Source organism: Streptococcus sp. 400_SSPC (assembly GCF_001072745.1).
Taxonomy (GTDB): domain Bacteria; phylum Bacillota; class Bacilli; order Lactobacillales; family Streptococcaceae; genus Streptococcus; species Streptococcus xiaochunlingii.
The window spans coordinates 22,837-46,120 of sequence record NZ_JVIQ01000057.1; the positions used below are offsets into that span (position 1 = coordinate 22,837).

At 42.9% G+C, this 23,284-nt stretch carries 25 protein-coding genes and 1 riboswitch; of the genes, 4 read left to right on the forward strand and 21 right to left on the reverse strand.

Features of this window, described 5'->3' with window-relative positions:
* Positions 1-4 precede the first annotated feature (4 nt).
* Genes glyA through ADH49_RS07350 form a run of 6 tightly spaced genes read right to left on the reverse strand, consistent with a single transcriptional unit; the run spans position 5 to position 4,908 of the window.
* Positions 5-1,261 carry a serine hydroxymethyltransferase gene (glyA, locus tag ADH49_RS07325; protein WP_048691216.1) on the reverse strand — a complete coding sequence of 419 codons (1,257 nt, stop codon included), beginning with the start codon at positions 1,259-1,261 and terminating at the stop codon, positions 5-7.
* A gap of 38 nt (positions 1,262-1,299) precedes the next feature.
* On the reverse strand, positions 1,300-1,911 hold the full coding sequence (locus ADH49_RS07330; RefSeq protein ID WP_048691218.1) for an L-threonylcarbamoyladenylate synthase: 612 nt from the start codon (positions 1,909-1,911) through the stop codon (positions 1,300-1,302).
* The gene (gene prmC, locus ADH49_RS07335) at positions 1,904-2,734 is read right to left on the reverse strand and encodes a peptide chain release factor N(5)-glutamine methyltransferase (RefSeq protein WP_048691220.1); all 831 of its coding nucleotides are present in this window, start codon (positions 2,732-2,734) and stop codon (positions 1,904-1,906) included. The genes ADH49_RS07330 and prmC overlap by 8 nt, the downstream gene beginning before the upstream one ends.
* A complete protein-coding gene (gene prfA / locus ADH49_RS07340; RefSeq protein ID WP_048691222.1) occupies positions 2,734-3,813 on the reverse strand; it encodes a peptide chain release factor 1 in 1,080 nt (359 codons plus the stop codon). Before prfA ends, prmC begins: the two co-directional genes overlap by 1 nt.
* Positions 3,814-3,822: 9 nt before the next feature.
* Entirely contained in the window at positions 3,823-4,302 is a 480-nt protein-coding gene (locus ADH49_RS07345) for a GNAT family N-acetyltransferase (protein WP_048691223.1), read from the reverse strand.
* A gap of 21 nt (positions 4,303-4,323) precedes the next feature.
* A complete protein-coding gene (locus ADH49_RS07350; RefSeq protein ID WP_048691226.1) occupies positions 4,324-4,908 on the reverse strand; it encodes a thymidine kinase in 585 nt (194 codons plus the stop codon).
* A gap of 112 nt (positions 4,909-5,020) precedes the next feature.
* Between ADH49_RS07350 and ADH49_RS07355 the strand changes: the two genes are divergently transcribed.
* Positions 5,021-5,203 carry a 4-oxalocrotonate tautomerase gene (locus ADH49_RS07355; RefSeq protein WP_001117401.1) on the forward strand — a complete coding sequence of 61 codons (183 nt, stop codon included), beginning with the start codon at positions 5,021-5,023 and terminating at the stop codon, positions 5,201-5,203.
* Positions 5,204-5,380: 177 nt separating this feature from the next.
* On the opposite strand, the gene ADH49_RS07360 is transcribed toward ADH49_RS07355, so the two are convergent.
* The 14 genes from ADH49_RS07360 to nox form a co-directional block, all read right to left on the reverse strand.
* Entirely contained in the window at positions 5,381-6,727 is a 1,347-nt protein-coding gene (locus tag ADH49_RS07360) for an MATE family efflux transporter (protein ID WP_048691228.1), read from the reverse strand.
* 115 nt (positions 6,728-6,842) lie between these two features.
* Complete coding sequence (locus ADH49_RS07365) at positions 6,843-8,105, reverse strand: nucleobase:cation symporter-2 family protein (RefSeq protein ID WP_048691230.1); 1,263 nt, start codon at positions 8,103-8,105, stop codon at positions 6,843-6,845.
* Positions 8,105-8,686: a xanthine phosphoribosyltransferase gene (locus tag ADH49_RS07370; protein WP_048691232.1), complete on the reverse strand. Its 582-nt coding sequence runs from the start codon at positions 8,684-8,686 to the stop codon at positions 8,105-8,107. The genes ADH49_RS07365 and ADH49_RS07370 overlap by 1 nt, the downstream gene beginning before the upstream one ends.
* Positions 8,687-8,761: 75 nt before the next feature.
* Positions 8,762-8,857, reverse strand: a riboswitch (purine riboswitch).
* The gene (guaC, locus tag ADH49_RS07375) at positions 8,850-9,833 is read right to left on the reverse strand and encodes a GMP reductase (RefSeq protein ID WP_048691233.1); all 984 of its coding nucleotides are present in this window, start codon (positions 9,831-9,833) and stop codon (positions 8,850-8,852) included. It overlaps the preceding riboswitch by 8 nt.
* 191 nt (positions 9,834-10,024) lie before the next feature.
* Positions 10,025-10,690, reverse strand: a complete 666-nt coding sequence (locus ADH49_RS07380; protein ID WP_239681823.1) for an alpha/beta hydrolase — start codon at positions 10,688-10,690, stop codon at positions 10,025-10,027.
* A gap of 41 nt (positions 10,691-10,731) precedes the next feature.
* Positions 10,732-11,292: a sugar O-acetyltransferase gene (locus ADH49_RS07385; RefSeq protein ID WP_048691238.1), complete on the reverse strand. Its 561-nt coding sequence runs from the start codon at positions 11,290-11,292 to the stop codon at positions 10,732-10,734.
* Positions 11,293-11,348: 56 nt separating this feature from the next.
* A complete protein-coding gene (locus ADH49_RS10430) occupies positions 11,349-11,474 on the reverse strand; it encodes a hypothetical protein (RefSeq protein ID WP_023023285.1) in 126 nt (41 codons plus the stop codon).
* A gap of 254 nt (positions 11,475-11,728) precedes the next feature.
* Entirely contained in the window at positions 11,729-11,926 is a 198-nt protein-coding gene (locus ADH49_RS07390; RefSeq protein ID WP_048691241.1) for a twin-arginine translocase TatA/TatE family subunit, read from the reverse strand.
* Between the two features lie 2 nt (positions 11,927-11,928).
* Positions 11,929-12,648, reverse strand: coding sequence for a twin-arginine translocase subunit TatC (gene tatC, locus ADH49_RS07395; RefSeq protein ID WP_048691243.1), 720 nt, complete (start codon positions 12,646-12,648; stop codon positions 11,929-11,931).
* The gene (locus ADH49_RS07400) at positions 12,638-14,320 is read right to left on the reverse strand and encodes an FTR1 family iron permease (RefSeq protein ID WP_048691245.1); all 1,683 of its coding nucleotides are present in this window, start codon (positions 14,318-14,320) and stop codon (positions 12,638-12,640) included. Before ADH49_RS07400 ends, tatC begins: the two co-directional genes overlap by 11 nt.
* On the reverse strand, positions 14,298-15,506 hold the full coding sequence (efeB, locus tag ADH49_RS07405; RefSeq protein WP_048691247.1) for an iron uptake transporter deferrochelatase/peroxidase subunit: 1,209 nt from the start codon (positions 15,504-15,506) through the stop codon (positions 14,298-14,300). The genes ADH49_RS07400 and efeB overlap by 23 nt, the downstream gene beginning before the upstream one ends.
* Before the next feature lie 2 nt (positions 15,507-15,508).
* Positions 15,509-16,378, reverse strand: coding sequence for an iron uptake system protein EfeO (gene efeO / locus ADH49_RS07410; protein WP_048691249.1), 870 nt, complete (start codon positions 16,376-16,378; stop codon positions 15,509-15,511).
* Between the two features lie 93 nt (positions 16,379-16,471).
* Positions 16,472-18,013, reverse strand: a complete 1,542-nt coding sequence (locus ADH49_RS07415) for a ClC family H(+)/Cl(-) exchange transporter (RefSeq protein ID WP_048691251.1) — start codon at positions 18,011-18,013, stop codon at positions 16,472-16,474.
* Positions 18,014-18,120: 107 nt separating this feature from the next.
* Positions 18,121-19,497, reverse strand: a complete 1,377-nt coding sequence (gene nox / locus ADH49_RS07420; RefSeq protein WP_048691253.1) for a H2O-forming NADH oxidase — start codon at positions 19,495-19,497, stop codon at positions 18,121-18,123.
* Positions 19,498-19,742: 245 nt separating this feature from the next.
* On the opposite strand from nox, the gene ADH49_RS07425 reads away from it, so the two are divergent.
* The 3 genes from ADH49_RS07425 to ADH49_RS07435 are packed head-to-tail and all read left to right on the forward strand — an operon-like array spanning position 19,743 to position 22,520.
* On the forward strand, positions 19,743-20,636 hold the full coding sequence (locus tag ADH49_RS07425) for an FAD:protein FMN transferase (RefSeq protein WP_048691256.1): 894 nt from the start codon (positions 19,743-19,745) through the stop codon (positions 20,634-20,636).
* A gap of 24 nt (positions 20,637-20,660) precedes the next feature.
* The gene (locus ADH49_RS07430) at positions 20,661-21,266 is read left to right on the forward strand and encodes an NADPH-dependent FMN reductase (RefSeq protein WP_006596326.1); all 606 of its coding nucleotides are present in this window, start codon (positions 20,661-20,663) and stop codon (positions 21,264-21,266) included.
* An 18-nt stretch (positions 21,267-21,284) separates the two neighbouring features.
* Positions 21,285-22,520, forward strand: a complete 1,236-nt coding sequence (locus ADH49_RS07435) for an NAD(P)H-dependent oxidoreductase (protein ID WP_048691258.1) — start codon at positions 21,285-21,287, stop codon at positions 22,518-22,520.
* Between the two features lie 184 nt (positions 22,521-22,704).
* Here the strand turns inward: ADH49_RS07435 and ADH49_RS07440 are convergent, their stop codons facing one another.
* Entirely contained in the window at positions 22,705-23,277 is a 573-nt protein-coding gene (locus ADH49_RS07440) for a TlpA family protein disulfide reductase (RefSeq protein WP_048691260.1), read from the reverse strand.
* Positions 23,278-23,284: the final 7 nt, after the last annotated feature.

The window sequence follows — 23,284 nt, forward strand, 5'->3', positions numbered from 1 at the left end:
TGGTTTAGTCCTCGTAAAGTGGGAAGGCATCTGTCAAGGCTTTGACTTGGTTCCGCACTTCTTCTAATACAGCTGGGTTCTCTGCGTTTTTCAAGGTTTTGATCATCAGTTCAGCCACTGTACGGCTTTCCTCTACTCCAAAACCACGCGCTGTGATGGCTGCTGCACCGATCCGAATCCCACTGGTCTTGAATGGTGATAAAGTTTCGTAAGGAATGGAGTTCTTGTTGAGAGTAATGTTGACTTCATCTAGCAAGTTTTGCGCCACTTTCCCATTTTCAACGACTTTCGTCACATCGACAAGGAAAAGGTGGTTCTCAGTTCCGCCTGAAATGACACGGAAATCAGGATCTTGTAAGAAGACATCCGCCATAGCCTGACTGTTTTTAATGACGTTCGCTGCATACTCTTTAAAGGCTGGATCCAGTGCTTCCTTGAAGGCTACTGCTTTAGCTGCGATGACATGCTCCAAAGGTCCTCCTTGAATACCAGGGAAGATAGCTGAATTGATCTTCTTGGCCAAGTCTTCATCATTGGTTAAGATCAAGCCACCACGAGGGCCACGAAGGGTCTTGTGAGTGGTCGTGGTCGTGATATGGGCATAAGGAACTGGACTTGGATGAAGACCTGCCGCTACCAAGCCAGCGATATGGGCCATGTCAACCATGAGCTTGGCTCCTACTGCATCCGCAATCTCACGGAATTTTGAGAAATCAATAATCTGAGAGTAGGCTGATGCACCAGCAACGATGAGTTTTGGCTTCACTTCTTGGGCTTGTTTTAAGATAGCGTCAAAATCCAAGAGTTCTGTTTCGGGATCCACGCTGTAGGATACAAAGTTGTAGGTTTGCCCTGAGAAGCTCACAGAGGCGCCGTGAGTTAAATGTCCCCCTGCAGCCAGATCCATCCCCATAACAGTATCGCCAGGCTCAATCAAGGCCATATAAGCAGCACAGTTGGCCTGACTACCTGAGTGGGGTTGAACATTGGCAAACTTAGCACCAAAAATTTCCTTAGCGCGTTCAATCGCCAAGCTTTCAACGACGTCTACAACATCTGTCCCACCATAGTAACGATGACCAGGGTAACCTTCAGCATATTTATTGGTCAGGATAGACCCTTGTGCAGCCATGACTGCCTTTGAAACGACGTTCTCAGAAGCAATCAACTCGATATTGTTTTGCTGGCGCTCCTCTTCTTTTGCGATGGCATTCCATAGGTCCGCATCATAGGCTTTGTAATCTTCTTTGTCAAAAATCATAGGTCTTCTCCTTTATAAAAAAATATTTATGTACATTATCACTGAGGAAATTCATCATCCTCAAAGGAAAGCTCGGGCACATGTGCAAGCAAATCAGCTTTCGTTATAGAACCTTGCCGCAAAATCCTAGCTTTAGAACCAGAGATATCCAAAATAGTTGAATCTTGGCCAGTCAAGAAGTCATCATCCTCTATACCAGGAACCACTTGATCAAATTTGCTTACAATAGCCTCATACTTTGTTCCACTTGCATGACCTGAAAGATTAGCCGAGGGACCTACCAAAGGGCCGTATTTACGAACTAATTCCAATGTTTTTGGGTGATCCGGAATACGGAAACCAACTGTATCCAATCCTGAATGAATCCAGTCTGGGACCTTGTCATTCGCCTGAAGAATGATAGTGAGAGGCCCTGGTAAGAATGAATCAATCAGTTTTGTTAAATAACTGGGTTGATTTTTCGAATATAGTCTGATATCTTCTTCGCCGGCTACATTTAAATTCAGTGCCTTGTCTCTCGGTCTACGTTTTAACTCGTATATATAATCAACTGCCTCTTGGTCCAAAGCTTTAGCGAAAATACCATAGACTGTTTCAGTTGGCAGAATAACCGCACGGCCTGCTTCTAATTCTTTCTCAATGTTATCCATTGTCTACTACTACCATTCTATCTTGTCCAAATTGGTCTTTCAGAACGCGAACGCGTTTGTTGGGAAATACTTCTTGAAAGAGGTCTTTTACTTTGCCTCCTTGCTTATAGCCGATTTCTAGATAAATCTTTCCATCTGCTGTTAAAACACTTGGTGCCTGTTGGGCAATCTTTTCGTAGATGGCATATCCATCACGATCCGCAAAAAGAGCTAAGTGGGGTTCAGAGGCTAAAACATTGGCTCCAACCTCTTCTACATCATCCCGAGAGATATAGGGTGGGTTGGACACAATCAGGTCATAAGGACCTTCTAGTTCGTCCAGTACATCTGACGACTTGAATTCAAGAACTGCTTCTAGCTGCTTGGCATTTTCTTGAGCAAGGGCTAAAGCTTCTTCTGACACATCGCTAGCTTGAACCTGCCAGGAAGGTCTAGCAAGGGCTAAGCTAATCGCAATGGCGCCACTACCTGTTCCGATATCTAGAACTCGTAAGGCTTCCTCATCGTTTTCCTCAATTATGAGATCCACCAACTCCTCTGTCTCTGGTCGTGGGATCAGCACGCGCTCATCAACTGTAAAAACACGGCCACAAAATTCTGCACTGCCAATAATATACTGGGCAGGGACGTGATGTTTCAACTGCTCAAAGATGGTATCAAGCAAGGCCTGATCCTCTACTTCCACTTCTTTTTGCAAGGCAAGGACAAAGTCTGTAAAGGTCCATTTTTTTAAAGCACGATATGCGAAGGAGAGGCTTTCTGCTTCCTCTCCAACGGCTATTAATGCTTCTTCATACTGGGCTAATAATGGTCCCAACAACATTATTTGTTCAACTCTTCTAGTTTTTGTGTTTGATCATACAAGACCAAGGAATCGACCACTTCGTCTAATTTACCAGATAAGATAGTATCCAGTTTTTGAAGGGTCAAGCCAATCCGGTGGTCGGTCACACGGTTTTGAGGGAAGTTGTAAGTCCGGATCCGCTCTGAACGATCCCCAGTACCGATAGTTGACTTCCGCTCAGCGTCCTGCTCGTCTTGGGCAATCTGAGCAAAGTGGTCAGCCACACGCGCACGGATGATCTTCATGGCTTTTTCGCGGTTCTTCTGTTGCGTCCGTTCTTCCTGCATCTCTACCTTGATATTGGTTGGCAAGTGGACGATACGAACGGCTGTTGCGACCTTGTTGACGTTCTGTCCACCCGCACCAGATGCGTGGTAGATGTCAATCCGAAGATCTTTTGGATCAATGTCGTACTCAACTTCTTCGATTTCTGGCATGACCAGAACGGTTGCTGTAGAGGTATGGACACGCCCTTGGCTTTCTGTCACAGGAACCCGTTGCACCCGGTGGGCACCAGATTCATACTTGAGTTTCGAGTAGACTGATTGACCAGAGACCATGGCTACGACTTCTTTGATCCCGCCAACGCCATTGTAGGAAGCTTCCATGACTTCAAAGCGCCAGCCTTGGCTTTCTGCGTATTTTTGGTACATCTGCAATAGATCACCAGCGAACAATTGGGCTTCGTCTCCTCCTGCTGCCCCACGGATTTCCAAGATAATGTTCTTATCATCGTTTGGATCTTTTGGAAGAAGTAAGATCTTCAGTTTTTCTTCGTATTCTTCTTTTTCAGCCTTAGCATCCTTAAGTTCTTGCTTGGCCATTTCTTCCAAATCAGCGTCTCCACCTGATTCTTTAATCATTTCTTCAGCATCGACGATATTTTGAAGGACTTGTTTGTACTCACGGTAAGCTGTCACCGTGTCACGAGTGGAAGCTTCTTCTTTTGAAAGCTCCATAAAGCGTTTGGTATCAGAGACCACATCTGGGTCACTCAATAACTCTCCTAACTCTTCGTATCGGTCTTCTACAGCTTGTAGTTGATCATAGATATTCATGTTTGCTCCTTAATTCTTGGTTGTTAGATCATAGATTGCTACAATTTCGTTTTCTATGACTTCGCCAGTTTCTTTAAATCCATAATGGAGATAGCAAGATCTCGCTTGATTATTTTCCGGTTCATAAGATAACCAAAGACTTGTTGCTTTTCCAGCTGGCTCTGTTCGAACAAAGTCAATGACTGCATCCATAGTCGGTTTAAAATAGCCTAAACCTTGAAATCGTTTATCGATCATAAAACGAAATAACAAGTAGTTCCCCTTGCTGATCCCAATTTTCTGGTCATAGGCAATCATAACAAAACCAACTAATACTTCCTCATCATAAACTGCTAAGGGAACTATAAAATCACCATTTTTATCATATACATAGGCTTCAGCTAAACTAATGGAATTGGATGCAATAAAATTCCTTTGGTTTGGCTGAACTTCTAGATTTAAAACGTTAAAATAATTCTCTATTGTAATATCTTTTAAACAAATAGACATTATTATCCTCTCTAAAACGTTCTAGACGCTTTCAGTTGGTATATCAGGATTAAAATAATGCTTACGGCAAACCGAGATATAGGTCTCGTGTCCACCGATCTGGATCTGCTCTCCATCGTAGACGGGTTTGCCCGCTTGGGTACGCAAGACCATGGTCGCCTTGCGGGAACAGTATTGGCAGATGGTCTTGATTTCTTCGATCTTGTCGGCTAACAAGAGGAGGTATTTGGAACCTTCAAAGAGTTCATTTCGGAAATCATTTTTGAGGCCAAAAGCCATCACCGGCACATCCATTTCATCAACAACCCTAGCCAAGTCATAGACATGGTGGCGTTTCAAAAACTGAGCTTCATCGATCAAGACACAATAGGGTTTCTCTTCCAAACTTTGGATATAACCGAAGATATCTGTCTCGTCTTCGATGGCCATAGCTTCCCGTTTCATACCAATCCGGCTAGAAACTACTCCCACTCCATCTCGTGTATCGATGGCAGAGGTCATGATGACCACGCCTTTGCCTTGTTCTTCATAATTATGGGCTACCTTCAAAATTTCGATGGTTTTACCTGAGTTCATAGTCCCATATTTATAATATAATTGTGCCATTTTCCTTCTGTTCTCTCTAAAAGTGTTTCATTATATTTTACCATATTTTTGCCCAGCTTTGTATCCTAAAATGTGATAAAATAAGGTTAAGATTTATGAAGGAGGTGGCGCAATGCCATTTGTACGTATTGATTTATTCGAAGGGCGCACATTGGAGCAAAAGAAAGCTTTGGCCAAGGAAGTAACCGAGGCTGTCGTTCGGAATACAGGTGCTCCCCAATCTGCTGTCCATGTCATTATTAATGATATGCCTGAAGGAACCTACTTCCCTCAAGGTGAGATGCGCACTAAATAAGAGAGTGGGACAGAAATAGGTAATTCGTTAGAATTCGATTTCGTCGTCCCACCTCCGCACAGTTGAGTAGGGCTGTAAAAGCTGATGAAATCAGCGAAGTAGAGCCCACTCAACCACTGCGTTTTGCTCGATAATCCAAAGACAATTGAGAGGCTAGGACTTTTGTCCCAGCCTCTTTTAGGAAATTTGGTATTTCTTTTGAATCTGCCATAGTCGCATCTGGTAACAAATACCACTAACGACAATACTAGAAATTAAGCCAATCCAGTAAGCATACGGACCTAGGTTAGTGACATGGTCTAAAAAGATCCCCAAGGGAATAGAGACACACCAGTAACTAAAGACACCAAGTAAGAAGGGAACGGTAGTATCCTTGTACCCCCGAAGAATCCCTTGAATCGGTGCTGCGACTGTATCTGCTATTTGGAACAGCAGGCTATAGGTCATGAAAATGGCTGTCTGATGAATAAATTCTGAGTCAGTTCCATAGAGACCCGCCACTTGATAGCGATACAGATAGAGGAAAGTAAGGGTAAAGAAGGAAAACCCAAAGGCTGTCCAGCGTCCAATCCGACAATATTGACGAACGACATCGGGACGCCCAGACCCAATCTCAAAGGAAACGATAATAGCCATGGTATTGGAGATACTAGCTGGGAAAGCGTACATAAGGGTTGAGAAGTTCATAGCCGACTGGTGACTGGCAATAGTCATTGATGGGAATTTAGCCATGAGCAAGCCCACTACAGAGAAAATAATCACTTCTGCAAACACAATCCCTCCAATCGGTAAGCCGAGTCGGATCGTCTCTTTCATCTCTTTGAGGTTGAGAGGTTGGATCTTCCATAGTTGGTAGATAGCTACTTTAGGATGTTTGAAAAGAATCAAGAAAGCAATGATGAGGAGAACCCAGTAAGCTAAGGATGTCCCCAGTCCTGCTCCTGCTCCTCCTAGCTCAGGTAGACCAAAAGCTCCATAGATCAACATGTAGTTAAAACTTGCATTTAAAGGCAATAAGAGGAGCATGAGGTACATGGACAAGCGAGTGAGCCCCAAGGTATCCAGCAAGGAACGGACCACACTAAAGAGTAAAAGTGGCAAAATCCCTAGAGAGAGAAAGGCTAAATAATGGGTTGCGATCCCAGCTACGACACTTTCTAGACCAATTTTTCTTAAGACGATTGGTGCAATCAGCAAGACAAAAGCAATCAAAAGGACAGCCATCATGAAAGAGAGATAGATAAATTGATAAAAATCAGAAGCGATTCGTTTTTTATTTCCCTGTCCTAAATGATGACCGATAATCGGTGTTAAAGCTGATACAATTCCCGTTAAAAAGGTAAAAAATGGATTCCAGAGACTTGTGGCAGTCGAGACTCCAGCTAAGTCTAAGGTATTGTATTGTCCCGTCATGGCTGTATCCACAAAACTAGCAGAGTAGTTGGCAAGTTGATAGACCAGGAGGGGGATAAATAGACTGATAAACAAGCGCAAGCGCTCTTTAAAATGATGGGTTAGATACATGGTAGGACTCTCTTCTTATCATGGTGAAATTTTCTCTTACCACTCTACTATATGTCTCCTTAAATGTCAAAAAAATTAAAAAACTGAAGATCTAACGGATCCTCAGTTTTTTAGATTATTTTTTGTTGCGGTTTAAGATGGCGTTCAGAATGATAGCCAAGACACTGGCAACAACAATTCCGTTTGCAAAGAACATTTTAAAGGCACTTGGTAGGCCATTAAAGAGGGTGCTGTTGTTCAATCCTACCCCTGCTGCGATCGATACAGCTGCGATGAGGAAATTGTGCTCATTGTGCTCAAAATCAACACGCGCAAGGATCTGCATCCCTTGAATAGACACAAAACCAAACATGACTAGCATAGCTCCACCAAGTACTGGACTTGGAATGATTTGCGCCAAAGCTCCAAACTTAGGCAGGAGACCAAGAAGAACGAGGAAGCCAGCCGCGTAGTAGATTGGAAGACGGGTCTTGATACCAGACAATTTCACCAAGCCGACATTTTGTGAGAATCCAGTGTATGGGAAGGTATTGAAGATGCCGCCAAGAAGGACGGCCAAACCTTCAGCGCGGTAACCATTACGGAGGCGCGTGCTATCAATTGGATCTTTGGTAATATCTGATAGGGCAAGATAGACACCAGTCGATTCGACCATGGAAACAGTTGCGATGATACACATCATGACGATTGAAGTGATTTCAAACTTGGGAGCTCCAAAGAAGAATGGTGTTGGAACGTGAACAACTGGAGCTTGTGCTACTGGTGCGAAGTCCACCAAGCCCATTGAAGCTGCGATGGCTGTCCCAACGATCAACCCAATCAAAATAGAGATGGATTTGATAAAGCCAGTTGTATAGATGTTAACCACCAGAATGATGAGAATGGTAATCACGGCCAAGATCAGACTTTGAACTGTTGGTTCTTCAGCATTGTTACCCATGTTTCCAATGGCGACTGGAATCAATGTCAAACCAATGGTCGTAATGACAGATCCCGTCACAATGGATGGGAAAAGGTTAGCGATTTTAGAGAAGAAACCTGAGACCAGAACCACATAAATCCCGGAAACAATCAAGGCACCAAACATGGCACCACTACCATGACTAGCCCCAATCATGCTGAGAGGTGCCACAGACTGGAAGGCAACCCCAAGGACGACTGGAAGACCAATCCCGAAGTATTTGTTTAATTGCAATTGCAGGAAGGTGGCTACCCCACACATAAAGATATCTGTGGAAATGAGATAGGTCAATTGTTGGGCATTATAACCCAAAGCACCTGCAATCATGATCGGTACTAAAATAGAGCCCGAATACATAGCCAATAGGTGCTGCAAGCCTAGAATGGCCGCCTGTGAATGGTTTTCTTGTTTTTGCATTAGATGTCTGCCTCCTTAAATACAACCTGACCATTTTCAAAACGGTCCAAACGAGCAAGTGAAACAACTGGGTAGCCGAGTTCTTCTAGCAATCCACGGCCATCTTGGAAGGATTTCTCGATGACGATACCGACTGCTTCTACAATCGCACCAGCTTGTTCGATAATCTGGATCAAGCCTTTAGCTGCTTGGCCATTTGCTAGAAAGTCATCGACGATTAAGACGCGATCATCAGGTGTTAAAAACTTGCTAGCAATGGAAACCGTACTGGTCACTTGCTTGGTAAAGGAATAGACTTCTGCAGTCAAAATCCCTTCATTCATGGTAATATTCTTGGCTTTTTTGGCAAAGATCATGGGGAGTTCCAAAGCTTCTGATACATAAAGGGCAGGTGCAATTCCTGAAGCTTCAATGGTCACAACCTTGGTCAAACCAGCATCTTTAAAGCGGTCCGCAAAAGCCTTCCCAATTTCTTTCATCAACTGGTAATCCACTTGGTGGGTCAAGAAGGAATCGACCTTGAGGATGTTTTCTCCCAGGACATTTCCGTCTTTCAATATGCGTTCTTCTAATAATTTCATGTTTTCTCCTAAACAGTTTGGAACAAAAAATAGAGACTTACCAAGTAAGCCTCTACAGAATCCAAGTATCCCTGGATCAATCTAGGACTTACTTATTGTTAGGTGTTCCGGCACCTTGTAGAGACCTTGCGCCAATCCGCAAGATAAATAAGTAATTGTAGTTTTAATGAGAGTCACCATTCCAGATAGAATTCTTTACGATGACATAATCGACATGCTTGAGATCAGCAACCTTGCGACCACCAGCATAGGAAATAGAGCTTTGCAAGTCTTGCTCCATCTCTGTCAAGGTATCTTGAAGATGGCCTTTGGCTGGTAGGAGGATTTTCTTGCCTTCAACATTTTTATAGGCCCCTTTTTGGTACTCGGAAGCAGATCCGTAATACTCTTTAAAGGATTCCCCATCTACTTCAACGGTTTTCCCTGGGCTTTCAATATGACCTGCAAAGAGAGAGCCAATCATGACCATGCTAGCACCAAAACGAATGGATTTAGCAATATCTCCATGGGTCCGAATGCCACCATCCGCAATAATGGGCTTGCGCGCTGCTTTTGAACACCAACGAAGGGCGGCTAACTGCCAACCGCCTGTACCAAAGCCAGTCTTCACTTTGGTAATGCAGACCTTACCAGGACCGATCCCGACCTTGGTAGCATCTGCTCCAGCGTTTTCCAACTCACGAACGGCCTCTGGAGTTCCGACATTTCCTGCGATGACAAAGGTATCTGGTAATTCCTTCTTGATATGCTGGATCATTTGGATCACACTATCTGCATGACCGTGAGCGATGTCGATGGTGATGTATTCAGGTGCATCGTCCTTGAGTTGAGTCACGAAGTCGTACTCATAGTCTTTTACTCCAACTGAGATAGAAGCAATCAAGCCCTGATCGTGCATCCGTTTGATAAAGGGAATGCGACCAGCTTCGTCAAAGCGGTGCATAATGTAAAAATAGCCCCCTTTAGCCAGTTGTTCAGCTACATCTTCATCCAGGATGGTCTGCATGTTGGCAGGGACAACTGGTAGCTTAAAGGTGTGCTTACCAAACTGAACTGTTGTGTCTGCTTCTGCACGACTTTTGATAATACACTTGTTAGGGATTAATTGAATATCTTCGTAATCAAAGATTGGAAATTCGTTTAACATACGGATTGAAATCTCGTTTCTAAATTTTAAATCGTGATGGGTCATCACTTCGTCTTCCGACGTTTCCATTCAAGATTATAACAAAGATACGGAGGCGATTCAAATAGAATGCTGATTATATAAATAATGTTCGGAAATTACTAGACAATTAGTTAGAACAACTTCTAAATATGAGTTATTTATGAACAAATTTAAATCCAATTGATGATTTCTTTGCTGACAAACTCGGGAACTGCTGTATAAAAATCGTGGCCTAGATCCTTTAAGAGCACCTTCTTGATAGAAGGATCTAAATTTTCAAGTGCTCTTGCTCTCCATTCAGGCTCATCCTCGTATTTAGGACCGATAAACAAAGCCTTGGTATCCGTTAGTGGAGCTTGATAAGATCGGAGCTCTCGTCTGAGTCTCAGCAAGGAAAGAACAGCTTGTGGATCCAAAGCTAGTTCATAATGATGGAGATCAGGATTCCAACGATAACTGGCTTGGATGGCCTTTATAGTCGCTGGCGAAGGAATGACAGTATCTCCAAGTTCACTTGCAACAGCTTCCTCTAGAGACGGAAATACCTGTTGCTTCAGATAGGCGAGTGTCTCTTCGATTTCCTGCTCTAGTGGTAAGATCTGGTCCATGTCAAGATAGCCACCATCTAGCAGAACCAGATGTGTAATTTGTGGCATATTGGATGCTAGGTATCGAGCCAAATCTCCACCCAGTGAATGGGCAATGATACAAGTCTTTTCATTAGAATCGGCATGGGCTTCAAACCAGTCAACTAAATCTTGGGGAGATTCCAGTTTCAGATTATAGGGATCTAGATAGGTGATGGGGTATGGAAAGTAATGAGCAAATTCGCTCATATGATTCTCATTACTTCCCAGTCCTCCGATAAAGTAAAACTTCACTCTTTCACCTCTATTTCCTTAATGATTCTGGCTGGATTACCAGCTAGGACTACATTATCCCCGAAGGATTTGGTCACCACTGCTCCTGCTCCAACGACGACATTATCGCCTAAGGTCACGCCTGGAAGGATGATAGCTCCACCACCCGACCAGAAGTTGTCTCCAATCGTTATTGGAGCTCCATATTCCTTTCCTGCATTCCGTTCATGCGGATCTAGCGGATGGAGAGGGGTAAGAAATTGGCAATTGGGACCAATCATGGCATTATTACCAATCCTGATTGGGCAGACATCCAGCATGGTTAGGTTCCAGTTGGCATAAAAGTTCTCTCCCAAGTGGATATTAACTCCATAGTCACAAGCCAAGAAGGGATGCAAGGATAGATTTTCTCCAGTAGACCCGAACCAACTTTTTATGAGTTGACTCCGCTTCTCACCGTCTGCTTCTTGGTTAAAGGCAAATTGCTTGGTCCGAGCTTCTTGGGCTAAGGTCCTCAATTCTGGATCCATGGGACTGTAAAACTCACCAGCAATCATCTTTTCATATTCTGTTTTCATAATTATCTCCGTCCTATAGTAAAAAACCACTCATAGTGAGTGGGCTTGTTTATCTCTTAATGGTACATCAGGTAGCCATCGAAGAGCTCAAAAATTTTTCCTATCGCTCGGAAAACAAGAGCCGCAACAAGGGCAACCAACAAAAAGTAAGCTACAGCAAAAATCACACTAATGATCATCATGACACACTCCTTTTTAATGTACTTTTTCCACCCTCTATTATACTCCTGGCTGATTTTAGATTCAAGGAAAACGCTATCAAAATTTGATTTGTTTTCAATTTGTAATTTACAAAAATTTTCAGACGGTTCAATAATAACAAAAAGCAGGATTCATACTTAGATATCGTATTAACGATCTACTCCTGCTTTTGCTATTATTGAAAATGAAAGAACAAAAGATAGTTCTGTCAGAAAATATCATGAAAGGTAAGCTATTATTCTTCAGTCTTACCAGTCTTTTCTTTGTCCTCTTCTTTTTCAGCAGCACCATTGTTGACGGCTGACTTGAATTCAGAGAACATTTTCCCAAGCGAGTGTCCTAGCTCAGGCAAACGCTTTGGTCCAAAGATTAAGAGGGCTCCCAGGATGATAATAATCAGTCCTGGTGCACCGATATCACGTAAAATTCCCATATTTATCTCCTTTTTTGTATACGGTTAAAGATGATGCGACTGATGCCCAGACTTACTTCGTAAAGCAAGATCAGAGGCATGGTCATTGCTAAGTCACTGATAAAATCAGCTGGCGTCAGGATTACCGCTAGTACTAGCAATAGAAAGTAGGCTATTCGACGATAGCGCCTTAACCAGTCTGGCGTTAAGATATGAATCGAGGTCAAAAAGGCTACAAGGACCGGCAATTCAAACAAGACACCCAAAGGTATTGTCGTATGAAAGATGAAGGCCAAGTAGTTCTGTGCCGTTAACTGGATGGTAAACTGGCCTTGTCCCAACTTCAAGAGCACCTCGAGAATAGCTGGACTAACCAGATAATAGCCGAAGAGTAAGCCTAGCAAGAAACAAATCAAACTGGCGGGCACATAGAGCAGAATAGCTCCAGCTTCTCCTTTTCTTAAAGCTGGTTTTACAAATTGCCAGACTTGAAAGAGGGTGAAGGGCAGGGTGATGGTAAAGGCCATTAAGCTCGCCAACTGAAGGTAGATGCTTAAAATGTCATTAGGGCCAAGGACCAAGAGTTTCTCTCGAAATCCTGCCGTCAAAAAGGCATAAAGCTGGTCAGAAAACAAGAGGGCTCCACAAAAGACAAGGAAAAAACAAAGGATACAAGCGATGAAGCGTCGTCTAAACTCGCTTAAATGCTCTACAATAGTGAGCTTACTATCTTCATTTTTCATGCTGTTTCACCGTTACAATCCCGACAATAAGAACGAATAGAACTTGGCAAGCAAGAACTTCCCAGCTCGGATAGATCCCCGCCCAATCAATGGTTGGGAAATTACTCAAGATATGATTGGGAAGCATATTGGTTAATTGGAGCGCATGCAGGCTCACCCCTAGCATCTTAAAGGCCAGTGCATAGATCATCCAAGTCAGAATGAAGAAAATCTTATGTGGCTTGACTAGATGGCTTGACTTGGTCATGAGAATAGCAAGAATGGCTAAAACTGCAAGTGCCAATCCAATCCCTAGGAAGAAATCAAAGGAGCGAACACGAGGGAGAATTCCCACATAGAAAAGGATAGTCTCAGCTCCTTCACGGAAGACAGCTAAAAAACTGAGGGCAAACATGGAAATGAAACTTCCAGTTGCTGTCACAGCCTTCATCTGACTTTCCATGAATTGGTTCCATTTTTTTACAGAGGACTTACGATGTAGCCAAATCCCAATGACAATCATCATGCCTACTGCGATAATCCCTACTACCCCTTCGATCACCTCGCGGTTGGAAGCTGAGGTCACAGCTGGGAATAAGAATTGAAGAGCGACTGCAATGGCTGCACTGGCTAGGATACCTAGAAGAGCGCCTGCATAGACCCATTTCAAACCTTTGATCAATTTAGCAGATTTGAGAACTGTCACCAAAGCCATGACAATCAAGAGCGCTTCGACACCCTCGCGTAAGAGGATCAACATAGCGTCAACCGCCGAATAAGAGGCGGTGGTATCAATAGCAGACAGATCACTAATCAGAGCTTCCAGTTGTTTTTGGTACTTGCTCTCCTTCCCCTTGACCATAATAACTGGACTTTGACTTTCTACTCGGGTATAGAGAACTGGATTGGTCGTGCTGACATCGCCCTCGATTGTTGGCCAAATGGTAATGAACTCCTTCATGACTTGACTAGCTTGGCTAGTGTCATTGGCTTGAAAGAGGCTTAGAGCTTTCTTGAGGAGCTTGATTCCGTCTGAAAGGGTCAGATTGGAGCTTGTCTCCTCAATCTTTTCCCCACTGATAAATTGATCCAGTACATTCTTTAAGTCGTTGTATGAAGATTGGATGGCGTCAAAGTTTGTAGGCTCCGTTTCAATGGCACTTCTCAAGAAGGAGATGGCTGTTTCTACCTTTCCGTAATAGGCGGTACTGTGATCTCTGACAACCGCTTCATTCCGGGTCCAGGTATTGTTTAAATCGGCATAAGCCTTTCGTGTCGCTTGGAGATCCTTTGCTGTGATCGCCTCTTGTAGCTTCTCAAAGTAAGGTTGCAAGCGAGTTTCTAGCTTCTCTTTTTCAGCATCCAGATCGACTGGATTTTGCTCTTTTTCAAAGGCTAGCAAGGAAGTGGAGACGGTCACCAACTGCTTTTCTGTGATTTCTCCTTCCAAGTCCAGACTCTTCTGGACCTCTTTTCCTGCTTTGGAATCATGATTGGCCTTCTTTAGAAACTCCTCTTTTATCTCTGCGACCAGAGTGTGAGCCTTTTCTTGGTCCTTATCCCGAACTGCTGTCGTTGCATCAGTGATTTTGATAAAGAGATCACTATAGGATTCGGCCTGAACAGGAGTCACGATGAAAAAGAGACAGGCTACTAGGACGACTAACAATTTATTCAAATAAGTCTTGACCAATGTACCCTCCTTCCTTCACACCTCCGAAGCAGGCAAAGAGGCCACTGCCAATATGGGTTACATATTCATTCATCTTATCGTCTGCCCCAAGATTGGTTTGGATTTTCACAAAGCGGTCTGGATCCTTTTGAAAGGCAATAAATAGCAATCCTGCATCAAACTGCCCCGTTTTCGGATCAATCCCATCAGAGTATGAATAAGAGCGTCGCAAAATTGGCAGATCCACTTCTTTAGCCAAACGGACATGTGAGTCAACTGGTAAAAGGGAGAGGTCCACTTCGTCAAACTCGTTTTTCTTTCCAAATGGTGCGCCACTTTCTTTATAGCGTCCAAAAGTGTTTTCTTGCTCCTGCAGGTTGGTACGATCCCAGGTCTCTAAATGCATGATAATCCGGCGGACAGCCATGTAAGAGCCGTTTTTCATCCAGTCTTGACTATCAGCCCAGACGACCTTATCGAAATCTTTCTCTGTCGTGACATTGGCAGTTCCATCTTTGAAGCCAAAGAGGTTCCGGGGCGTTTCCATGCGATCCCCAATAGCAGCAAATCCTGATTGGCTCCACTTCATGGTCACCTTATTGCGTCCTTTACGAATCAGATTGCGGACAGCATGAAAGGCCACCTGCTCATCATCTGCACATGCTTGGATAACGATATCACCACCCGTATACTGCTCTCTCAACTGTTCCTTAGGAAAAGCTGGCAGATCCCGGAAGAGTTTGGGACGTTTCTTTTCAAGGCCTAGTTTGGTCAAAAAGCTAGCCGAAACACCAAAGGTTAGGGTGAGGCGGTAAGGATTTAGTCCGACTGTTTCCCCAGTATCACTTGGAGGCAAGAGAGCGTTGGATCCATCTTTTTTGACCAGTTCTCCATTGACTAATTTCTGGCTATAATCTGTCCAGTCTTTAAACAACTGAATCAATTCGTTTTTATCTGTCGTCCGGAGATCGAGCACCACAAAATAGATATTCTTCTGCATGGGGGTGGTAATTCCAGCCTGATGCTTGCCGTAAAAGCTAATTTCTTCTTGACCGTCTGCGATATTTTTGGAGCCTTGCTCCTTATTAGCGAAAAAAGCAGAAGCACCGGATAGACCAAGTGCTAAGCCTGCTCCCCCAATACCTGCTTTTTTCAGAAATTCGCGACGATCCATCTTCTTTTCAAAAAATTTTTCGTCTTTTGTCATTGTTATTTACCGTTTAAAATGATTCCCATTTGAGAGAGTGGTTCTCCCAATTTTGTAACTGCTTCTGCTAGTTCTTTGGTATCTTCTTCTGTTAGGTCTGTATATGATTTATAGTTGGAATCATCTGTCATATGTTTGTCTAACAAGTCATTCACCGCCTTGAATTCTGTTTCAAGGGTTTTCACTAGTTTGGCATCCTTCTTCTCAATGAGAGGTTTGAAGAGAGCAAAGATCTTCTCAGCCCCTTCGATATTGGCACGGAAGTCATAGAGATCTGTATGAGAGAAAATTTCTTCTTCCCCAGTGATCTTTTGTGTCGCCACTTCATTCAAGAGGTCAACCGCACCTGTCAACATCAAATCTGGCGTTACTTCTACTGTCGCAATCTTAGCTTTCAACTCTTTGATATCATTTACCAATTGCTCTGCATATTTTTCAGTGCCTTCGGTTGTATTTTGTTCCCAGAGGATGCGTTCGATACGGTGGAAGCCTGACCATCCTTCTTCTGATTTATTTTCATCGACATAGTCAACCAAACGGAAGTCAATCTTCACATCAGACTCCCCAAAGCTTTCAGCGATTGGTTCAGAGCGTTCATAAGACATCCGAATCAAAGGATAAACCTTCTTAGCTTCTTCTAAATCACCACTTTTGAGGACTCTTTGAAATTCCTCTGTATCTTTTAACAACTGATCAATTTGTCCTTGCACAAACTCCTTGTATTCACTTGTCGCCTGGTCCAAGGCTTTTTGGTCCTCTTTAGACAATTTCACTGTCGAAGAGGAACTATTTGTAGTTGTATTTTTTGAAGATGTATTGGCACAGCCTGCTAATAAAGCGACTGATAAGAGTGCTACTGCAAGTTTTTTCATGAGAATTTCTCCTGGATTCGTTTTTTACGTGGTCTATTATAGCAAAGATTTTCTCATTTTTCAACAATTGTCAGAAAACTTTAATAAAATGAATTAAAGGAGTAATTCTTTCACCCGGCCGATATCTGTCTCTTTTACCACGAGGTAGATGCTATCTCCTAGATAGAGGCGGGTACTACCATGCACCGTACTGTTTTTTCCATTATGCTGATGAGTTGTGATTAGGAGGTCTCTCGGTAGATCTAAATCTCGAACCTGACGGCCTGCTATTTTCTCTGATACTGGAATTTCGATCAGGGTTAAGACATCTGAACCGCTGGTCACCTCAGGCATCAATTGCTCCAGCATAGCCTCGTAGACAGGGGCCCCTTTTAGCAGATCCATAGTAATGTAAGCTGTCAAAGTCACCAAGCCAATCGGCATCAAGGTTCGTATATCTCCTACCATTTCAGTCACTAGAATCATGGCTGTCAAGGGCGCTTTTGAAATGGCACTGAAATAACCACTCATTCCTAAAATGACAAACAAGGGAAGTTGATTAGAATGTATGAGACCAAACTTTAATAAAACAGCCGCAACCAAGGCTCCTAAAACAGATCCAAGAGCTAGAATCGGAAGAAAGATGCCACCAGGAAGACCACTACCGTAACTAATCATGCTCCAAATAAATCGTATCGCAAAATAGAAGATCAGCATCTGGATACTAAGAGGGACATGCGCTAAGTTCAAAACCAACTGATTTCCACCACCTAATAAGTGAGGGAAATAATAACCGATCGGTAGGATCAAAAGAAAGGCAAAGAGTGGATAGTAAGGAGCAGTCACCTTGAAACAGCTACCAAGCTTTTGGTATAGCCGACCAATATTTAAAACAGCAACTTCATAGAAATAACCAGTTAGGCCCAGAAAAATTCCCATGACTAAGAAAATCCAATAACTGGATAAATCGATATGGGGGATGTGGTCCGGCATATTTAATACAGGTGTTTGACCGAAAATATTGAGGGAGACAAAGTTTGCGACCAAACTCGCAGCCAAGGTCGATACCCAGAAGACACGAGAAAAATGATGGTAGACTTCTTCTACTACAAAGAGTAGACCAGCGATCGGAGCGTTAAAGGCTGCTGCCAAACCTGCTGCGGCACCGCTGGCAATCAAGGCTCTTTCTTCTACAGGACTAAGTGCAAGTTTCTTAGCCAGCCCCTTTCCTCCCATGGCGCCAAGTTGGATACTGGGTCCTTCACGCCCCAACATCAGACCACTAGCAATTGCTAAAATCCCTAAAATGTACTTCTGCCAAAGCGTAGCCCACCAGTCTATCTGTAGCAGTCCTTTTAATTCTGCTTCTACTTGAGGAATACCAGATCCTTTAACGTTTTTGTTCTTTTTGATGAGCTGTCTAGCTAGCAAAATAATAAAAAGATACATCGAAAGGATGATGATCCAATTGATCGGACTTCTTCCAAGATCCTTATACAATCCCTGTACAATATGAAAGAGATGCTCAATAAAAAATCGAAAACTCGAGACAATCGCGCCGACTACAAGCCCTACTAAAACACCTCTGCTAACCTGAGACAAAATAGATCTCGAGGTCGATTGAAATTCTCTTTGGATTTGCTGACTTTGTTTCATAAATTCTCTTTAACTCCCAGATTGATTGCTTTTATTATACTATTTTTCATAGCTCTTGAGTAAGACAACAGCAAAAAAACGCCCTAATGAGCGTTTTTGGGACAACATTATTTAGCAGTAAGTGCTGCCATTGTGATGTAGTTGTATGGTTTGTTGAAGTGCGGCAAGAAGAATAGGTCAGTCAATGCCAATTTTTCAATCGTTACATGCTCTTGGATGGCCAATGAGAACATGTGAATACCCATTGAGATTGCAGCATCACGTGATACCATTTGAGCACCAAGGATTTCACGGCTATCTTGATCATAAACGATCTTGATGGCAACTTCATGGTTGTCATGTTTGATAAATTCTGGTTTTTGAAGATCATTAAAGCCAGTTTCAACAGCGTTGTAGCCTGCTGCTTTCGCTTTTTCAAGAGTCAAACCTGTTGAAACCATGTGAAGACCATAGATAGAGATACCGTTTGATCCTTGCACACCGATTCCTTCAAGCTCATGTCCACAAGCGTTGTAAGCACCTACGATACCAGTACGGACCGCATTTGATGCAAGAGCGATGTAACTAGTGTCTTTACGAGCGTTGTCATATACGGTCGCACAGTCACCAACAGCGTATACACCTGGGATTGATGTTTCTTGTTTCTTGTCTACAAGGAAGGCACCGTTGCGGAAGAGTTCGATCTTACCATCAGCAAGCGCTGTGTTTGGACGGAAACCAACAGCAAGAATGACCATATCTACGTCGAATGTTTCTTTATCAGTTACCAAGCGTTCTACTTTACCGTCACCTTGGATAGCTTTAACAGTTTGACCAAGTGCCAAACGGATGTTATGGTCTTCCAAGTTTTGCGCCATCATTTGAGTGAAGTCTTTGTCATAGTATCCGTTCAAGACAGTGTCTACGATATCAACAAGGACAACTTCTTTTCCAAGACGTTCGAATGCTTCAGCAAGCTCAACACCGATGTAACCACCACCTACAACAGCGATGCGCTCAAGGTGTTTGCTCTTGTCTTCAAGTTTCTTAATAACTTCTTCAGCATTTTGGTACAATTTAACGAATTGTACATTTTCAAGAGTCGCTTTGAACTCACGGTTCCCTTTGACAATTTCAACACCTTCAATTGGTGGCAAGATTGGAGTTGAACCAGTTGCGAAGATCAATTTTTCATATGATTCTTTGTGTTCTTTACCATCTACTTCTGCAGTTACAACTTTGTTGTCGTAGTCAATTGAAAGAACTGGTGAGTTCATGTAAACTTTAGCGCCTTTAGCTTCTAATTTTTCTTTATCTGAATAGAACAAGCCCTCAGGTCCGTCGATTTGTTCACCAATCCAAAGAGCCATTCCGCATCCAAGGAATGAGATATTTGAGTTTTGGTCAAAGACAACGATTTCATTTTCGTTTCCAAAATTATCCAACATTGTGTTGATACATGCAGTTCCAGCGTGGTTAGCACCCACAACTACGATTTTACTCATAGAAAAAATCCTACCTTTAATTTTATTTACCATACAATTATAACATGAAAATGATATCGTTTCCAAATTTTTTGCTTACAATTTGTGATATTATTTTCAAATCCATTTGCATAAGTCCTGAAAAATGTCAATAATTTTGCTTGGGGGGATTGTGAAATGGCTTTCTTTTTGATAAACTTGAAGTAGGTGAATATTGGAAAGGTGGTTTACTATTTGTGGAACTAACTAGTCGATCCGAACGCCTAATGGGCTCCACCATAACCGTTTCGATTTCTCATCAACAAGCTGACCAAATACTGGCCGATTGCTTTAGTCTCCTGCGATCCTATGAGCATCGCTTTAGTGCCAATGACCCTTCTTCTGAATTGATGGAGGTCAATCAAAAGGCTGGCATTGAACCCGTAAAGGTTCATCCAGATCTTTTTTCACTGATTGCTCTAGGAACCAGCCATAGTCAGGCGCAAGGAAGTCATTTAAACATTGCGATTGGTCCACTTGTCCAAACCTGGAGAATTGGTTTTTCAGATGCTAGGAAGCCTGATCAAGGGGAAATTGAACAAGCCCTAACAGTCATTGATCCTCATCAGATTTGCTTAGATCCGAATCAACAAACTGTTTTTCTCAAAAGAAAAGGGATGAAAATTGATCTAGGTGCTTTAGCTAAGGGATTTAGTGCGGATTTACTAGCTAGTTATCTCAGGAGTCAGGGGATCGAGCGGGCTTTAATTGATTTGGGGGGCAATATCCTTACCCTTGGTCAAAACCCTATCAGTCATCGCCCTTGGCGAATTGGGATCCAAGATCCTCAGCTTCCAAGAGGGGAACATTTACTAGTTCTATCTGTTACAGATAAGTCCGTTGTGACATCAGGTACCTATGTTCGTCACCTTGAGGTTGACGGCCGGTCCTTCCATCATATTTTTGATCCTCAAACTGGCTATCCTGTCGAAACAGAACTGGCAAGTCTCACGATTATTTCTGATCGATCAGTCGATGGGGAGATTTGGACCACGCGCTTGTTCGGTGAAGAACCGACCAACATTTTAAATATTGTTGAAACCTTACCTGGCATGGATGCTATTCTAGTCTATCAGTCAGGTCGCCTCGCCTATACCAGTGGGCTACATGATTATTTGTAATTTTAATTTCAGAAAGGAATTTCCATGACAAAACTTATTGCGATCGTTGGAACAAACTCCAAACGTTCAACAAACCGCCAACTACTTCAATACATGCAAAAGCATTTTGCTGATAAGGCAGAGATTGAATTGGTTGAGATTAAAGATATCCCTGTCTTCAACAAGCCAGCCAACAAACAAGTCCCTGAGGCTATTTTAGAAATTGCTGCTAAAATCGAGGAAGCTGATGGTGTCATCATTGGCACACCAGAATACGATCATTCCATCCCTGCTGTCTTGATGAGTGCCCTTGCTTGGTTATCTTATGGGATTTACCCACTCTTAAGCAAACCAGTGATGATTACAGGTGCTTCTTATGGTACGCTTGGTTCATCTCGTGCTCAATTGCAACTTCGTCAAATCTTGAACTCACCAGAAATCAAAGCCACTGTCCTTCCAGACGAATTCTTGCTTTCTCACTCTCTTCAAGCATTTGATCAAAATGGTGACTTGGTAGACCTTGATGTCATCAAGAAATTGGATGCCATCTTTGATGACTTCCGTATCTTTGTAAAAGTTACTGAAAAATTGCGCAACGCTCAAGAACTGCTTCGCAAAGATGCCGAAGACTTCGACTGGGAAAACTTGTAAGATAGGAGACATATTAGCATGAAATTTGTAGGACTTGTAGGATCGAACTACGATCAATCATATAACCGCAAACTTTTGGAATTCATCCGTCGTCACTTCAAGATCAAATTTGAATTGGAAGTTCTTGAAATCGATGAAGTTCCAATGTTTAACCAAGATGAGAAATGGGACGAAAGCTTCCAATTGCGTCTCCTCAACAATAAAATTACCCGTGCTGACGGTGTGATTATCGCAACTCCTGAACACAACCACACTATTTCCGCTTCCCTCAAATCTGTACTGGAATGGCTCTCCTATGAAGTGCATCCTTTTGAAAGCAAACCGGTCATGATCGTGGGTGCTTCTTACTATGACCAAGGGACTTCTCGTGCCCAAGTTCACCTTCGTAAGATTCTGGATGCTCCAGGTGTCAATGCCTATACCCTTCCAGGGAACGAATTCCTTCTAGGAAAAGCGAAAGAAGCTTTTGACGCAGATGGCAACATCATCAACGAAGGGACTGTAAAATTCCTTGAAACTTGCTTAGATAACTTTGTGAAATACGTAGGAGTCGTTTCTAAATTGAAAAAACCAAAACCAATTGAACCAGAAGATTTGGATTGCGGAAAACCAATCGCTACTACTATTACTGAGGTTGATCCGGATGATCCAGATTGGGTAGAAAAAGTAGCAGAAATTACAGGAGCTGTATCTGGTGATACTTATGTCAAATTGGACCACGGTATCCTGACTGTTAATCAAATCGATATGTTCTTGAAAGCTATGCCTTTCGAATTGACATACGCTGATGATAACAACCAGTTCCTCTACTACAACAATGCCCACCAAGATCCAGATACCATGTTTGCAAAACGCGTGCCACCTCAATCAGGTAGCCGGATGTCAACCGTTCACGGTTCTCTTCCACCAGCACGTATGAAAAACGTTGAATGGGTCATCGGTACTCTTCGCAATGGAAACCAAGAATATGTTCGTACCATTGTTCCAGGATCTCCTGAAGGCGTGATCAATACTCACAACTATCAAGCTATGTACTATCCAGATGGTTCATATGCTGGTATCAACGAAATTGTCTTTAACTTCCAGCCATGGTTGGACTGGTACCTTCAAACAACTGGTCAACGCTTAGTAGGCGGTAGCGGACCATTCGCTCCTGCTGGCGGCCATGGGGATGCAGACGCAACTTCAGGTGCTTCAGATGCTGGAGGACACGGTGACGGAGCTGCTGATGCTACATCTGGTGCAAGCAACTAATAACAAGAGGCTAGGACAAAAATCCTAGCCTCTTAATTGTCTTTGGATTGTCAGCAAGACGCAGTGGTTGAGTGGGCTCTACTACGCTGATTTCATCGGCTTTTACAGCCCTACTCAACTGTGCGGAGGTGGGACGACGAAATCGAATTCTAACGAATTACCGATTTCTGTCCCACTCTCTTTTTTATTTCAATTCTTTGATAATCTTCTTGGCATCTTCGTTTGAAATTGCCCCTAATTGAACATGTCCAATCTTTCCTTGGCTATCGATAAAGACTTCTGTAGGGATCGAACGAACTTGGTAATTCATAAAGGCAGATCCGTCTGGATTGTACAAAACAGGCACTGATTGATAATCTTGTTGGGCAAACCATTTAACGAACTCTTCTTCTGTTTTTTCCCCTTGCATCCCCGGTGCCATGACGGTAAGAATCTCAAAGTCCCGGTCCTTTTCTTCGACCAGTTTATTCAGTTCAGGCATACTTTGTCGGCAAGGACCACACCAAGTCGCCCAGAATTTCAAGTAAACCTTTTTGCCTCTATAGTCTGAAAGTTTGACCGTATTCCCCTTCATATCCTTTAGCTCGAAGTCACTAGCTTCTTTTCCTACTAAAGGATGTTTACTTGTGCTAGTATTGGTCATTGATTGATTATCCATAGATTGATTGTTCATGCCACTTTCGGACCGATTCATAGAGCAAGCAGTCAAGATGGATAGAGAAAGAAGCGAAAAACAGGCGTATTTAATAACTTTCATAATGAGT

Excerpts from the sequence above, each read along its gene's own strand:
- glyA (WP_048691216.1), bottom strand. The coding sequence starts at position 1,261 with ATGATTTTTGACAAAGAAGATTACAAAGCCTATGATGCGGACCTATGG.
- ADH49_RS07330 (WP_048691218.1), bottom strand. The coding sequence starts at position 1,911 with ATGGATAACATTGAGAAAGAATTAGAAGCAGGCCGTGCGGTTATTCTG.
- prmC (WP_048691220.1), bottom strand. The coding sequence starts at position 2,734 with ATGTTGTTGGGACCATTATTAGCCCAGTATGAAGAAGCATTAATAGCC.
- prfA (WP_048691222.1), bottom strand. The coding sequence starts at position 3,813 with ATGAATATCTATGATCAACTACAAGCTGTAGAAGACCGATACGAAGAG.
- ADH49_RS07345 (WP_048691223.1), bottom strand. The coding sequence starts at position 4,302 with ATGTCTATTTGTTTAAAAGATATTACAATAGAGAATTATTTTAACGTT.
- ADH49_RS07350 (WP_048691226.1), bottom strand. The coding sequence starts at position 4,908 with ATGGCACAATTATATTATAAATATGGGACTATGAACTCAGGTAAAACC.
- ADH49_RS07355 (WP_001117401.1), top strand. The coding sequence starts at position 5,021 with ATGCCATTTGTACGTATTGATTTATTCGAAGGGCGCACATTGGAGCAA.
- ADH49_RS07360 (WP_048691228.1), bottom strand. The coding sequence starts at position 6,727 with ATGTATCTAACCCATCATTTTAAAGAGCGCTTGCGCTTGTTTATCAGT.
- ADH49_RS07365 (WP_048691230.1), bottom strand. The coding sequence starts at position 8,105 with ATGCAAAAACAAGAAAACCATTCACAGGCGGCCATTCTAGGCTTGCAG.
- ADH49_RS07370 (WP_048691232.1), bottom strand. The coding sequence starts at position 8,686 with ATGAAATTATTAGAAGAACGCATATTGAAAGACGGAAATGTCCTGGGA.
- guaC (WP_048691233.1), bottom strand. The coding sequence starts at position 9,833 with ATGTTAAACGAATTTCCAATCTTTGATTACGAAGATATTCAATTAATC.
- ADH49_RS07380 (WP_239681823.1), bottom strand. The coding sequence starts at position 10,690 with ATGAGCGAATTTGCTCATTACTTTCCATACCCCATCACCTATCTAGAT.
- ADH49_RS07385 (WP_048691238.1), bottom strand. The coding sequence starts at position 11,292 with ATGAAAACAGAATATGAAAAGATGATTGCTGGTGAGTTTTACAGTCCC.
- ADH49_RS10430 (WP_023023285.1), bottom strand. The coding sequence starts at position 11,474 with ATGATGATCATTAGTGTGATTTTTGCTGTAGCTTACTTTTTGTTGGTT.
- ADH49_RS07390 (WP_048691241.1), bottom strand. The coding sequence starts at position 11,926 with ATGGGAATTTTACGTGATATCGGTGCACCAGGACTGATTATTATCATC.
- tatC (WP_048691243.1), bottom strand. The coding sequence starts at position 12,648 with ATGAAAAATGAAGATAGTAAGCTCACTATTGTAGAGCATTTAAGCGAG.
- efeB (WP_048691247.1), bottom strand. The coding sequence starts at position 15,506 with ATGACAAAAGACGAAAAATTTTTTGAAAAGAAGATGGATCGTCGCGAA.
- efeO (WP_048691249.1), bottom strand. The coding sequence starts at position 16,378 with ATGAAAAAACTTGCAGTAGCACTCTTATCAGTCGCTTTATTAGCAGGC.
- ADH49_RS07415 (WP_048691251.1), bottom strand. The coding sequence starts at position 18,013 with ATGAAACAAAGTCAGCAAATCCAAAGAGAATTTCAATCGACCTCGAGA.
- nox (WP_048691253.1), bottom strand. The coding sequence starts at position 19,497 with ATGAGTAAAATCGTAGTTGTGGGTGCTAACCACGCTGGAACTGCATGT.
- ADH49_RS07425 (WP_048691256.1), top strand. The coding sequence starts at position 19,743 with ATGGGCTCCACCATAACCGTTTCGATTTCTCATCAACAAGCTGACCAA.
- ADH49_RS07430 (WP_006596326.1), top strand. The coding sequence starts at position 20,661 with ATGACAAAACTTATTGCGATCGTTGGAACAAACTCCAAACGTTCAACA.
- ADH49_RS07435 (WP_048691258.1), top strand. The coding sequence starts at position 21,285 with ATGAAATTTGTAGGACTTGTAGGATCGAACTACGATCAATCATATAAC.
- ADH49_RS07440 (WP_048691260.1), bottom strand. The coding sequence starts at position 23,277 with ATGAAAGTTATTAAATACGCCTGTTTTTCGCTTCTTTCTCTATCCATC.